The organism is Desulfarculaceae bacterium (genome assembly GCA_020444545.1).
Taxonomy (GTDB): Bacteria; Desulfobacterota; Desulfarculia; order Desulfarculales; family Desulfarculaceae; genus Desulfoferula.
In genome coordinates this window covers 906,644-919,041 of sequence record JAHLKT010000001.1, presented here as the reverse complement: position 1 = coordinate 919,041, position 12,398 = coordinate 906,644, and the positions used below count along the sequence as shown (strand labels likewise).

The 12,398-nt window shown below is 61.3% G+C and carries 11 protein-coding genes; 7 read left to right on the top strand and 4 right to left on the bottom strand.

The window, feature by feature from the left end; all coding sequences use genetic code 11:
• Positions 1–15: 15 nt before the first annotated feature.
• From KQH53_04325 to KQH53_04295, 7 genes are all read left to right on the top strand, one after another.
• Positions 16–2,073, top strand: a complete 2,058-nt coding sequence (locus KQH53_04325) for an alkaline phosphatase family protein (GenBank protein ID MCB2225883.1) — start codon at positions 16–18, stop codon at positions 2,071–2,073.
• Between the two features lie 99 nt (positions 2,074–2,172).
• Positions 2,173–2,499, top strand: a complete 327-nt coding sequence (locus KQH53_04320; protein ID MCB2225882.1) for a thioredoxin family protein — start codon at positions 2,173–2,175, stop codon at positions 2,497–2,499.
• Between the two features lie 20 nt (positions 2,500–2,519).
• Entirely contained in the window at positions 2,520–3,749 is a 1,230-nt protein-coding gene (locus KQH53_04315) for an FAD-dependent oxidoreductase (protein ID MCB2225881.1), read from the top strand.
• 222 nt (positions 3,750–3,971) lie between these two features.
• On the top strand, positions 3,972–4,928 hold the full coding sequence (locus KQH53_04310) for an NAD(P)-dependent oxidoreductase (protein MCB2225880.1): 957 nt from the start codon (positions 3,972–3,974) through the stop codon (positions 4,926–4,928).
• Positions 4,929–4,952: 24 nt separating this feature from the next.
• The gene (locus KQH53_04305) at positions 4,953–5,888 is read left to right on the top strand and encodes a 3-keto-5-aminohexanoate cleavage protein (protein MCB2225879.1); all 936 of its coding nucleotides are present in this window, start codon (positions 4,953–4,955) and stop codon (positions 5,886–5,888) included.
• A 304-nt stretch (positions 5,889–6,192) separates the two neighbouring features.
• Positions 6,193–7,068, top strand: a complete 876-nt coding sequence (locus KQH53_04300; GenBank protein ID MCB2225878.1) for a hypothetical protein — start codon at positions 6,193–6,195, stop codon at positions 7,066–7,068.
• Between the two features lie 51 nt (positions 7,069–7,119).
• Positions 7,120–7,893 carry a hypothetical protein gene (locus KQH53_04295; protein ID MCB2225877.1) on the top strand — a complete coding sequence of 258 codons (774 nt, stop codon included), beginning with the start codon at positions 7,120–7,122 and terminating at the stop codon, positions 7,891–7,893.
• 104 nt (positions 7,894–7,997) lie between these two features.
• On the opposite strand, the gene KQH53_04290 is transcribed toward KQH53_04295, so the two are convergent.
• From KQH53_04290 to KQH53_04275, 4 genes are all read right to left on the bottom strand, one after another.
• Positions 7,998–9,176, bottom strand: a complete 1,179-nt coding sequence (locus KQH53_04290; GenBank protein MCB2225876.1) for a pyridoxal phosphate-dependent aminotransferase — start codon at positions 9,174–9,176, stop codon at positions 7,998–8,000.
• A gap of 183 nt (positions 9,177–9,359) precedes the next feature.
• Entirely contained in the window at positions 9,360–10,601 is a 1,242-nt protein-coding gene (locus KQH53_04285; GenBank protein ID MCB2225875.1) for a 2-hydroxyacyl-CoA dehydratase family protein, read from the bottom strand.
• Positions 10,585–11,547: a 4Fe-4S binding protein gene (locus KQH53_04280; protein MCB2225874.1), complete on the bottom strand. Its 963-nt coding sequence runs from the start codon at positions 11,545–11,547 to the stop codon at positions 10,585–10,587. Before KQH53_04280 ends, KQH53_04285 begins: the two co-directional genes overlap by 17 nt.
• Positions 11,544–12,206 (bottom strand): hypothetical protein, encoded by a 663-nt coding sequence (locus tag KQH53_04275; protein ID MCB2225873.1) that lies wholly within the window; start codon positions 12,204–12,206, stop codon positions 11,544–11,546. The genes KQH53_04280 and KQH53_04275 overlap by 4 nt, the downstream gene beginning before the upstream one ends.
• Positions 12,207–12,398 lie beyond the last annotated feature (192 nt).

Here is a 12,398-nt window from a genome sequence, read left to right as displayed (position 1 = left end):
TGAGAAGGGATAGTCATGGAAAGAAAAGCCCTGACTGAAAAAGTAATAGTTCTTGGCGTGGACGGGTTTGACCCCAGGTTCGCCAAAAAGATGATGGACAAGGGTGATATGCCCGCCCTGAAAGAATTTACCGTCAGGGGCGCGGCCAGAGAGGATCTGGTCATGTTGGGCGGTGTCCCGACGGTTACGCCCCCGATGTGGACCACCTTGGCCACGGGCGCCAACCCCGGGACCCACGGCATCACCTGCTTTTTCGCTTCAGACCCGGTGAAGCTGGATGTCCTGCACTACAACTTGGATTCCCGGAAATCCAAAGCCGAACCGCTTTGGAATGTCTTCGCCGAAGAGGCCGACAAAAAAACTTTGGTCTGGCACTGGCCCGGCTCTTCCTGGCCGCCGACTTCCGATAGTCCCAACCTCCATGTGGTCGACGGCACCCAGCCTTCGGGCATCAACAACGGCATCCCCTTTCTAGATATCCTCAAGGTGGTGACCGGCTCGGAGAAATTCGCCAAAAGCGAGTACCTGCCCAACACCTCCCATGTGGCTCCGGGGCAAGGCTGCATCATCGACAACACCGAAGAGTTGATGGAAGACGCCGGCGGGGGGGCTGAAACCTCGGAGTTCCGCAAGGCCATTGCGGCGGGCGACAAGTCCACCGGCTTCTCTTTCTCCATCATGGAGGACAACGAGTGCGAGATCGAAGCCCTGGGCAATATGATCTGCGACACCTGCAAGGCGGCGATCAAACCGGCCGACGGCTGGGCTGAGGCGCCCGAGGATGCCAAGGAGTTTGTCTTCATCGTCTCCAATGGGTTGGAACGGCGTCCGGGCCTCATCTTGAAAAACCAAGACGGCGTCTATGACACCGTGCAGTTCTATAAATCCAAAAAGGACGCATCCCCCTATCTCACCTTGCAAAAGGGTGAGATCAGGTTCGACGTCAGCGACACCGTCAAGGACAACGAGGGCGAAAACATCCCCTGCAACCGCAACTACCATTTGCTGGAGTTGGCCGAGGACGGTTCCAACCTCACCATAATCATCAACAACGCCTCGCCGGTGGGCCGCGATGATTATTTCCACCCCAAGAGCCTCTACAAAGAGGTGGTGGAAAATATCGGCAACATTCCGGTGAACTTCCGGGTCAACGGCGCCAACGCCACCCTGGTGCGCGAGACCATGATTCCCTCCTGGGATCATTACTGCGATTGGCAGGCCAACTGCCTGACCTATTTCATGGAGAACAATAAGTACGACATTATTTTCTCCCATCTGCACAACCTCGACGGGGTGGGCCATTACTACTGGCATTACGCCTGCAACCAGGACGACTGGAAGGAAAACGACGAGGTCGAGTACCAGGGCTTCCAGGAAGAGGCCTACCGCCAGACGGACCGCTACTTGGCCAAGTTCCTGCCCTTCCTGGACCAAGGCTGGACCATCATCATCACCTCGGACCACGGCCTCATCACCCAGGAGTACCACGGGGTAATCCTCGGCGAGATCCACGGGGTCAACGTGCCGGTAATGGCCCAGCTGGGCTACACCGTCATGGTCAAGGACGAGAATGGCAACGACACCAAGGAAATCGACTGGAGCAAGACCCGGGCGGTGGCGGTGCGTGGTGATCACATCTATGTGAACCTGAAGGGCCGCAATCCCCACGGCATCGTGGACCCCGAGGACCAGTACGAGTTGGAGCTTCAGATCATCTCCGACCTGTACAACTACCGCGATCCCAAGACCGGCCGCAGGGTGATCTCCATCGCCATGCGCAACAAGGATGCCGTGGTCCTGGGCATGAACGGTCCTGAATGCGGTGACATCATCTATTTCACCGAAGAGGGCTTCAACAAGATTCACGCCGACTCGCTCGCCACCCAATGTGGCTACGCCGACACTTCGGTTTCGCCCATATTCGTGGCCGCCGGCCCGGGTATCAAGGAACACTGCGTCACCGAACGGGTCATCAGAGAGGTGGACGTGGCTCCCACCATCGCGACCCTTACCGGCGTCAGGATGCCCGCCCAGTGCGAGGGCGCGCCGGTTTACCAGATCATCGAGGATTGATCATCAGCCGGGGAACTGCCTGCCGGGGCACGGCAAGCAGTTCCCCGGATATCGGATTGGTATCGCACCAATAGCGAACCAGCATAGGAAGATCGGACAATGGCGCTACAGAAACTCAACGATGATTCTTTTGAAGAGGTGGTCTATGACAACGGCGAACCTTGCCTGGTCATATTCTCCCGCAAGGGATGCCACGTCTGCCGCCAGGTGGTTCCGCTCCTAGAAGAACTACAGCCCAACTATCAAGGCAAATTCGGGTTCTATTACGTGGATGTGGAAGAAGACCCGCAGCTGCAACAGCGGTTTTCCCTGAAGGGGGTTCCCCAGATTCTCTACTTCAACGAGGGCGACTTCCGCGGCAAACAGGTGGGCAACCTGGACGACGACCAGATCGAAGAGAAAATAGCCGGCGTTCTGGCCGCGTAGGCAGGGCGAAGAGGATCGACATGGCGGCACTCAACCAGGCTTACGACTTGATCATCATCGGCGGCGGACCTGCCGGCCTTGCCGCCGCGATTTACGGCGGCAGGGCCAAGCTCAAGACCCTGGTCATCAACAAGGGCGTGCTCGGAGGCACGGTGGATGCCACCCAAGAGCTGGTCAACTACCCCGGATACATCAGGACCAGCGGCCCGGAGCTGATGGCTGACTTCATAAGCCATGCCGAAAGCTTTGGCGTCGAGTTCCTAAGGGGTGAAGTCGTTGCCACCGATTTTGCCGGAGAAATAAAAAGGCTTACCACCAAGAAAAATAGAGAGTTGTCGGCAAAGGCGGTGATTATAGCCGTCGGCAGCGAACCAAGGGTTCTCAATATCCCGGGCGAAGAAGAACTCCGGGGCAGCGGGGTTTCCTACTGCGCCACCTGCGACGCGGAGTCTTATGAAGGGGACCACGTGGTGGTGGTGGGCAGCGGCGACCAGGCCATTGAAGAGGGCATGGTTATCGCCAAATACGCCAGCCAGGTCACGGTGATCGTGCTCCACGACGAGGGCGTTCTGGACTGCAACAAGGTGAGCCGGGAGCGCGCCCTGCGCCACGAGAAAATGAAGTTCGTGTGGAACTCCACCGTGGAAGAAGTGGTGGGCGACCAGGCGGTCAGCGCGGTGAAGATAAAGAATTTGAAGACCGGCGAGTCCACCCTTTGCGACTGCCAGGGCGTGTTCTTCTTTGTGGGGATGGTGCCCTGCACCCGCTGGCTGACGGACAGTGGGCTGAAAATGGATTCGCGGGGCTATATCGCCACCAACGAAATGATGGAAACCAATCTGGAAGGCGTGTACGCCGCGGGGGACAGCCGGATCAAATATTTGCGGCAGGTGGTCACGGCGGCGGGTGACGGCGCCACCGCGGCGGTTGCCGCCGAGAGGTATATCGACGAGCTGCACACCTTCAACACCCAGGTCTTGCAAAGCGAAAAACAGGTCCTGCTCCTTTTCTTGGATGCCATGGATAATAAGAGCTTGGCCTTCGGCACCCTCCTGGAAGAGGTGAACCACAGCCTCGCGGACAGGTATCAAATTTTAACCGTCGACATAGCCACCCGGAAAAACCTCGCCCAGAGATACGACGTGGGCCGCGTGCCTTCCGTGCTGGTCCTGGACAAGGGGCGGGAGCTGCGACGCCTGGACTGCGCGGTGGACAGGGAGGGCCTCATGTCGCAACTGAGCGATGCGTGACCTGACCCGATATCGCCACACGGCGGATTAACGCCCGGGAGCACCCAGCCGAAATTATCAGGCCTTGGCAAATGCCAGGCCGCGATCAACGGCCCTTAGTCACAAACCGGCAACTGGGTTCCGGCCGGCTGGAACGGCCTGGCCCCATACCAATAAATCAATCCCCTGACCCACCGCCGCCGGAAAACGGCGGGCTGGTCAGAGGTCCGGAGGAGTAGTTTCATGACCATCCTGATTACCGGCGGCACCGGCTTCATAGGATCGCAGGTGGCCCGGCTGGCCCTGGCCGAGGGGCATCGCCCCGTGCTGTTGGACCCGGCCCCTCCCGGCCCCTCCCTGGCCGATATCGCGGGCAAGTATGCCTACGTCCGTTCCTCCATGCTGAGCCTCTCGGCGCTGGTGGAGAACATGCGCAGCCATGAGGTGGATACGGTGTTCCACCTGGGGGGCATGCTCTCGGTCCCTTCGGAGGAAGACCCCTGGAGCGCCTTTGAGGTGAACATCCACGGCACTTACCGCTTGCTGGAGGCGGCCCGCCTGAGCGGGGTGAAGCAATTCGTGCTGGCCAGCAGCATCGCGGTCTACGGCGAGGATATCCCCGACGGACCGGTGACCGAGGCCACCGTGGAGCACCCGGCCAGCATGTACGGCGTGTGCAAGATTTTCGGCGAGCAGATGGGCAAGCACTACCAGCGCCGCTTCGGTCTGGATTTCAGGGCGCTGCGCCTGTCTTCGGTGGTGGGCCCCGGCTCCAAGGTGGCGCATATGTCCATCTACAACTGCTGGGCCATCGAGAAGCCTCTGCTGGGCCAGCCCTACCAAATTCTGGTGGAGCCCCAGACCCGCTGCCCGGTGATTTATTACCGGGACGCGGCCCAGGCCATGTTGCAGCTATCGCAAGCGCCCGAGAGCGCCATCAAGACCAGAGTCTACAACGTCAATGGGGTTCACCCGCCTTACTCGGCCGAGGAGCTGGTCGAACAGGTGCGCGGAGCCGTCCCCGGCGCCCAGCTCAGTTTTACGCCGGACGCCCGGATCAACCGCATGATAAGCGGGGTGGCCAGGCTGGATCTGGACGATTCGAACGCCGGCGACGAATGGGGCTGGCGGCCGCCGTGCGACCTGCCGGGCATGGTGCGCCAGTTCATGGCCGATTTCAAGGCAATACAAGCAAGCTAAGCAATGATCAGAAGGAAACCTGTCATGTCGGATATACCCAAGAACAAGGCCATCATAACCGCGGCCGTGACCGGCTCGGTGCATACTCCCACCATGTCGCCCCATCTGCCGGTCACCGCCCAGCAGATTATCGACGACATCATGACCGCCTACGAAGCCGGCGCCGCGGTGGCCCACGTGCACGTGCGCGAGGAGAATACCGGCCGGCCCAACGCGGACCAGGATATCTACCGCCGCATCCTCGGCGAGGTGAAAAAGCGCTGCGACATAGTGCTCTGCCCCACCACCGGCGGCCGCTTGGGAGAGCCCGTGGAGAACCGCTCCAAGGTGGTGACCAACCTGCGGCCCGAGCTGGCCTCGCTCAACGCCGGCTCCCTGAACTTCGTCCTGTCGCACGTGGCCGATAATTATCATGAGTGGCGGCACGATTGGGAGGAAGACTACCTGCGCGGCACCGAGGATTTCATCTTCCCCAACACCTTCTACACCATCCGCAAGTTCGTCGAGGTCATGGCCCAGCATGAAACCAGGCCCGAGTTCGAGGTGTACGACGTGGGCATGATCAACAACCTAGCCCAGTTGATCCACGACGGACACATCAAGACCCCGGTGTATCTGCAATTCGTGCTGGGCATCATGGGCGGCATACCCGCCACGGTTGAGCACCTGATCCACTTGTTGGATACCGCCCGCCGCCAGTTGGGCGAATTCCATTGGTCGGTCTGCGCCGCGGGACGTTTCCAGTTCCCCCTGACCACTCACGCCCTGCTCCTGGGCGGCAACGCCCGGGTAGGCCTGGAGGACAACCTCTACTTGGAAAAAGGGGTCCTGGCCAAAAACAGCGGCGAGCAAGTGGCCAAAATCATACGCATCGCCCGCGAGCTGGGCATCGAACCGGCCACCCCGGCCGAGGCCCGCGAGATATTGGGCCTGAAGGGCCTGGGCAAGGTCGGCTACTAGACTACCTCCCTGGGCCGGGCCGGTCCCCATGGTGTCTCCCCTTTTATCCATTGGGGACCGGCCACGCCCCTATCGCCCCGGCTCTGAGGCAACTGAGTAGCAGCTAGCTGTGCGATGGCAATATATCGAGTGCGAAGGTGCCAAAATGCAAAGTGGATTTACGGAAAAGGTCATGGATCAACTAGTAAAAGGTGAACCCCCAACATGTGTGACGCATGGAGAGGGGCCGCTTTTTACAGATCCCGACCCTGACGCGGCCAGGACATTTTTCGCAAATAAGTCCCGCGGCGGGGCGGACAAGCGCATGAGTGCCAAGGAGGCGGTGGAGCGATTCATCCCCGACGGCAGCTACCTGGCCATCGGCGGCTTCGGGGCCAACCGCATCCCCACCGCGGTGCTCCACGAAATCCTGCGGGCCAGGCGCAAGGACATGGCCTTTTTGGGGCACACCTCCACCCACGACTTCCAGCTCTTGTGCGCGGGCCACTGCCTGGACCGAGTGGACGCCGCCTATATCGTGGGCCTGGAGGCCAGGGGGCTTTCGGCCAACGCCCGCCGGGTGGTGCAGTCCGGCGAAGTGGAGCTTTGCGAGTGGACCAACCACGCCCTGTCGGTGCGCCTGTCGGCCGCGGCAGCGGGGCTGTCCTACGGCCTGGTGCGCTCCATGCTGGGCACCGACACCTTTGCCCGCTCGGCGGCCAAGGTGGTGACCTGCCCCTTCACCGGCAAGAAATACGCAGCCCTGCCGGCCCTCTGGCCGGATGTCTCGGTCATCCACGTGCACGAAGCCGATATCTTCGGCAACGCCCGTATAAAGGGCATCTCCATCGCCGACCTGGAGTTGGCCCGCGCCTCCAAGCGGCTGATCATCACCGCCGAGCGCCTAGTGGACAACTTGGCCATCCGTCAGGACCCCGACCGCACCGCCATTCCCTATTACCTGGTGGACGCGGTGGTGCACACTCCCTTCGGCAGCTACCCGGGCAACATGCCCTATGAATATTTCTCTGATGAGGATCACCTGCGCGAGTGGCTGACTGCCGAGAAGGACCCCGAGGAGTTCGCGCGCTTTTTGGACAAGTACATCTACCAGGTGGCCGACTTCAACGAGTACCTGCAACTGTGCGGCGGGTTGGACCGCCTGCGCGAGCTGCGCGAAATGGAGTGCCTGGCGGACTAACCGAGCCGCCCGGCAACTTTTCGGCCTGCTTTTTCCTCAAGGGAGCCCGTGATGAGCGCCTCGTACAACATGATGGAAATGATGATCTGCGCCGCCGCGCGCATTTTGCAAGACGGCAAGACCGTGGCCGTGGGCACCGGCGCGCCCTGCGCGGCGGCCATGCTGGCCCAGAAGACCCACGCCCCCAACCTGGTGATCGCCTTCGAGGCCGGCGGCCTGGCCCCCCGCCTACGCAAAATGCCCATATCCGTGGGCGACTCGCGCACCTTTTTCCAGGCCAACTGCGCCGCCGGCATGGCCGAGATGATGACCACCTGCGCCCGGGGCATGGTCGATTACGCCTTTTTGGGCGGCGCCCAGATAGACAAATACGGCAACCTCAACTCCACCTCGGTGGGCGATTATAATAAGCCCAAGGTGCGCTTTCCCGGCAGCGGCGGGGCCAATGACTTCGCCTCCCTTTGCTGGCGCACCATGATCATGACCATGCACAACCGCTCGCGTTTCGTGGAAAAGGTGGAGTTCCTCACTTCGCCCGGCTACCTGGACGGGGCCGGGGCGCGCGAGGAGGCGGGCCTGCCGCCGAACACCGGACCTTACAAGATCATCACCGACCTGGCCATCCTGGGATTCGACCCCGAAAGCAAGGCCATGCGGGTGGAGTCGGTGCACCCTGGGGTGACCCTGGAAACGGTGCGCGAGAACACCGGCTTCGAGCTGCTGGAGGCGCCGGAGATAACTCAGACCTCCCCACCCCAAACGGATGCGCTCGAGGTGCTCCGCCGCGAGGTGGACCCAGAGGGCTATATAATCAAGAGAGCTTAAAACGTAAGGTGCCACTCGTTTTAGGCTTAGGCGGGATACGCGATTCTTAGGCTTGCATCATTACCACGGCTTCTCCGGGCCGCCGTACCTCCCCGTCAAGGGGTTCAGCCCTCCAGAACCTGGGCCATACGCTCCAGACAGTCGGCCAGAATACTTCTGGGGCAGGCGGCGTTGATCCGCTCGAAGCCTTCGCCCTCGGGACCGAAGATGTAGCCCTGGTCCAGAGCAATGTTGGCCTGCCGGAGGATCCTGTCCTCCAACTCGGCCCCTGGCAGCCCGTAGCCGCGCAGATCGACCCAGGGCAGGTAGGTTCCCTGCGGAATGGCAAAGGAAGCCTTGGGCAAGCGCTTGGCAATGAACTCGGCCATGAACCGCAGGTTGGCGTCCAGGTAAGCGAGGACCTGCTCCAGCCAGTCCTCCCCATGGTTGTAGGCCGCCTGAGTGGCCGCTATGCCCATGGCGTTACCGCCGGACAGTCCCATGCGGCCCCGCTGCTCAGCCTGCCACTCTTGCCTGATCTTTTCGCTGGCCACAATGCAGTTGCAGTTGTGAAGCCCGGCCAGGTTGAAGCTCTTGCTGGCCGAGGTGCAAGTGATGATCTTGTCGTTTTCGCTCAGCAGTCTTGTCGGGGTGTGGGTCACGCCCCGGCGTACTAGGTCGCAATGAATCTCATCGGAGACCAGCACCACGTTGTGCTTTTGACAAATCTCGGCCGTCCGGGTCAACTCCTCCGGAGTCCATACCCTGCCAACCGGGTTGTGGGGGCTGCACAGGATCATCATGGTGTTGGCCGTATCAGCCGCCTTGGCCTCCAGGTCAACGAAGTCCATGGCGTAGTGGCCGTCAGTCAGAGACAGCGGATTGTTGACCACCCGGCGGCCGTTGGCCGTGATCATGTGGGTGAAGGGGTAGTAGACCGGCCGCTGGATGATAACTCCCTCGCCGGGTTGGGTCAGGATGCGAAGCAGGATGCCGATGGCCGGGACCACCCCGGGGGCTACGACAAGGTGCTCCGGATCGATAAGCCAGTTAAACCTTCGTTCAAACCAGTTGGTCACGGCGGATAAGTATTCAACGGTGTAGGGGTCGCTGTAGCCGAAAATGAGGCGATCCGCCCGGGCATGGAGGGCATCGATGATCGGCTGGGCGCAAGGGAAATCCATGTCCGCCACCCAGAGCGGCAGGGCGTCGTCTCTGGCTCCGGCCACATGGCGTCCCACAAACTCCCACTTGACCGAATTCGTCTGGTTTCGGTCTATTATCTTGTCGAAATCATAGATCATTGAGCTAGCCCTCGTCCGGATTAGAGCCGTTCCCGACGCGCACTTGAGGTAAAGCAAATCGAGTTCGGTTACACGGGCCTATAAAATATCAGATTATGAGGCGTTCGCCGCGCTCCTGTCGTTGGGCGCGTGCGATGCCATAAAAAGGGGCTGGATCAGTTTTAAAGGGGCAACCCATCCAGGTCAGAGGATTTCGCCAAAGGCCTCCAAGCGGGTGAGGAGGTTTTGGCTGTCCTCCTTGGCGAAGTCCGTCTCGATCCTTAGAAACTTGTACCCGTGTTGCTTCAGAGTTTCGCCCATGGTGACGCTTTCAATGTCACAGGGGTGGCAGCCCTTGAGCACGTGGTACACCACGCCCTGGATATCGTTTTGCCGGCAGGTGTTGAGGATACTGTTCACCCGGCGCTCATTATCGGCAAAAGTGGGGCAGATGCATCCCCGGTGATAGCGTTCGGACAAGGCCCGCAACAGGCCGTGCTCCGAGGGGTCGTCGTAACAGACCGCGCCGGGCAACACCCGCTCCGAGGTGCACAGGTCATCCGCGCATACATCCATGCCCGCCTCTTCTATCAGGTGGGGCAACTTGTAGTTGGGAAAGGCGATGGGCGACCCGGCCAGAAAAATGCCCCGGCCCGTGGCGGCCGCCCGGCGCGAGGCTGCCTCTTCCAGCAGTTGGCCCAGGTGCTCGGTCCAGGGCTCTACCGCGTCGAGCATAAAGCTGTTGGCCACCACCATGAAAAAGATGCCGGGAATCAGGCGGCGCCTGCGAAGATCAGCCAGCTCCTGGAGCGCCCGCCAGGCCCGCATGAAGGCCTCGATGGAGGCCAGCAGGCGCTGCCGCTTGAGCTTCTTGCCGGTCTTTTTTTCCAGCAAGGCCGCGAAGCCGTATATCTCTTCCAGCCAGCGTTGCTGGCCTTTTTCGGACTGGCGCGAGTGGGGCAGCTCCAGGAAATGGGTCTCCCGACCGTCCTGCCGCGCCATTTCCGGGTACTTGACCACCCAGTCGCAGGAGGTGGGCACCACCCGGACGGCCCCCTCTTCCCCGGCTTGGCCGTGCAGCCGTTGCATGCCCAGGTTGGATTTCATCACCGGGCACATGAGCACCGGATTGCCGGAGGCGACCAGACGTTGCACTGAATTGCACCCGCAGCCCATGCGCACGGGATGCACCCCAAAGGCGTGAAACAGCTCATATGGGGCCAGGTTGCACAGCTGCTCCATGACCGGCCGGCCAATCGCGGCGCGCATCTTTTCCAAAGACAGGGGCCGCGCCAGCAGATCGAGGAAGTAATCCAGGGCCGGGATGTAGTCGGATCGTTGGCGCAGGGCGTCCGCCTGGGCCTGGTGCTCGGCCAGCACCTGGGCCCTGACCTGATCCAAGAGGTGTTGCCCCGCCTGATTGGGCGGATTATTCGTCTGAGGCATGAGCTCTCTTTTTCATGGGGAAATGGCGCGCCACGTATTTGCGCGACGAGGCAAACAGGGGCCATTGCAAAAACTTGAGTCTGAGCACCTTGTCTTGGGGGCAGGACTCGACGCAGGTCAGGCACAGCATGCAATCCTCGCTCAGCACGTCTTTCTTGGTCTTTTGCTCCTGCACATCCCGGATGTCCACCGGGCACATACGGTGGCAGTTGCCGCAGCCCAGGCAACCATCGACCTCTTTTTCAAAGCGGATGGGGCTGATTTTTTTCAGCACGTGGATCAGGATCAACATGGGGCAGAAGATGCAGAAGAAACGCTCCTTGTAAAACATGCCCACCAGCATGCCCCCGGCGATGCCCACCGACAGAATGGAAAACACCAGGGTGATGGTGTTGGTTAGGTCCAGGGCCAGGTGGTGGGTGATGCCGGCGAACAGAGGCATGATGGGCTTGGCCGGGCAAATTTGGCAAAACGGCAGGCCGAAATCGCCGGAAAGGCCGGCATGGGCGATCAGCAGGGGCACCACCACCAGATAGGCCAGCAGGATATACTTGACCGGCTTGAGCCGCTCCCGGTTGCGCCAGGAAAGCCGCGCCTCGCGGATGCCCAGCTTTTTGCGCAGCATGGTCAGCCAGTCCTGAATCAGGCCGAAGGGACAGATCCAGCCGCACCAGAGCTTGTTGAACAAGGCGGCCAGCAGGACGAAGATCCCCAGGTAATAAAGCGCCTCCAGGCCCTGGGCCGAGACCATGTCCCCCAGGGGCATGGCCAGGCCCCACACCCCGCTCTGCAGGGCCATCAGATAGCAGTAGCCTCCGCAGCCGGACACATAGGGGCAGGAAAGGCAGGGCAAGGCGCTGCCCAGGCTGATGCCCAGGCGCCCGCCATAGGTCAGCACCAGGAACATGGTGTGTTGGGTGATCAAACGAAGCGCCTTGACCGTCAAAACAAGGGCCTCCTTCTCCTGCGGAGCACGCCGCAAAGCACCACAAGCCCCACCAAGGCGAACAGGGCCAGCCCGGGCAGCATCTGGTGCCGGCCATAGCGCGAGCGGTGCAGCAGCAGGGTGAAGGTGGAGGCGACCATGCCCTGGGGCGTGGCGTCGTTGACCAGCAGCACGGTCTGTTTAAAGGCGCTGGGTTCGGCGCGGTCCAGCTCGGGGTCGTGAGGCGGAATGTAGCTGAAGGCGCCCTGGGGATCGATCGCGAGGGAGCCCTCGGTCCGCTGGTTTTCCATGACCCGGGCCACGCCCGGGACCTTGGCGCTCCCCTGATACACGAAACGAAAGGTTTGACCGGTCTGCATCCAGTAGTGCCCCCGATTGGGCCGCAGATGGATGGAGGGCTGGGGGGGCCGCAGGCCGGGCGAGGGCGGCAGGGGGTTGGTGGTTTCCTTTTTTGATTTGCCGAACATAAAGATGACCGTGGCCGCCCGGTAGCGCCGCTTGCCGCAGGTGGCGGACACATGGAGCTCTATGCGGGAAAACCGGCCGGTGTTGATATCCACGCAAGGCGCGCCGGCTTGGTATTTGATGGCCAGCGGCCGGGCGAAGCGCGGTCCCTTGGCCCTGGCGCGGCGGGACAGGTAAAAGGCCGACAGCTTCATTTTCTTGGCGCGCGGCCCGGTCAGGCAGCCGTTTGGGACCTGGATGTAAAAACGCTGGGTCAGGGAGCCGTCCTTTTCCTTGATCCTCGGGCCGTAGGCAATACAAATATAAGCAGGGCACAAGGAATCGGCGGGCTGGCCGCACCAGGACGGGCCTGGATAAAGCGCCCCGGCCAGGACGGCGAAGGCTGC

Bases quoted from the DNA above. Each gene is read 5' to 3' on its own strand.
- KQH53_04325 (MCB2225883.1), top strand. From the start codon at position 16: ATGGAAAGAAAAGCCCTGACTGAAAAAGTAATAGTTCTTGGCGTGGAC.
- KQH53_04320 (MCB2225882.1), top strand. From the start codon at position 2,173: ATGGCGCTACAGAAACTCAACGATGATTCTTTTGAAGAGGTGGTCTAT.
- KQH53_04315 (MCB2225881.1), top strand. From the start codon at position 2,520: ATGGCGGCACTCAACCAGGCTTACGACTTGATCATCATCGGCGGCGGA.
- KQH53_04310 (MCB2225880.1), top strand. From the start codon at position 3,972: ATGACCATCCTGATTACCGGCGGCACCGGCTTCATAGGATCGCAGGTG.
- KQH53_04305 (MCB2225879.1), top strand. From the start codon at position 4,953: ATGTCGGATATACCCAAGAACAAGGCCATCATAACCGCGGCCGTGACC.
- KQH53_04300 (MCB2225878.1), top strand. From the start codon at position 6,193: ATGAGTGCCAAGGAGGCGGTGGAGCGATTCATCCCCGACGGCAGCTAC.
- KQH53_04295 (MCB2225877.1), top strand. From the start codon at position 7,120: ATGAGCGCCTCGTACAACATGATGGAAATGATGATCTGCGCCGCCGCG.
- KQH53_04290 (MCB2225876.1), bottom strand. From the start codon at position 9,176: ATGATCTATGATTTCGACAAGATAATAGACCGAAACCAGACGAATTCG.
- KQH53_04285 (MCB2225875.1), bottom strand. From the start codon at position 10,601: ATGCCTCAGACGAATAATCCGCCCAATCAGGCGGGGCAACACCTCTTG.
- KQH53_04275 (MCB2225873.1), bottom strand. From the start codon at position 12,206: ATGAAGCTGTCGGCCTTTTACCTGTCCCGCCGCGCCAGGGCCAAGGGA.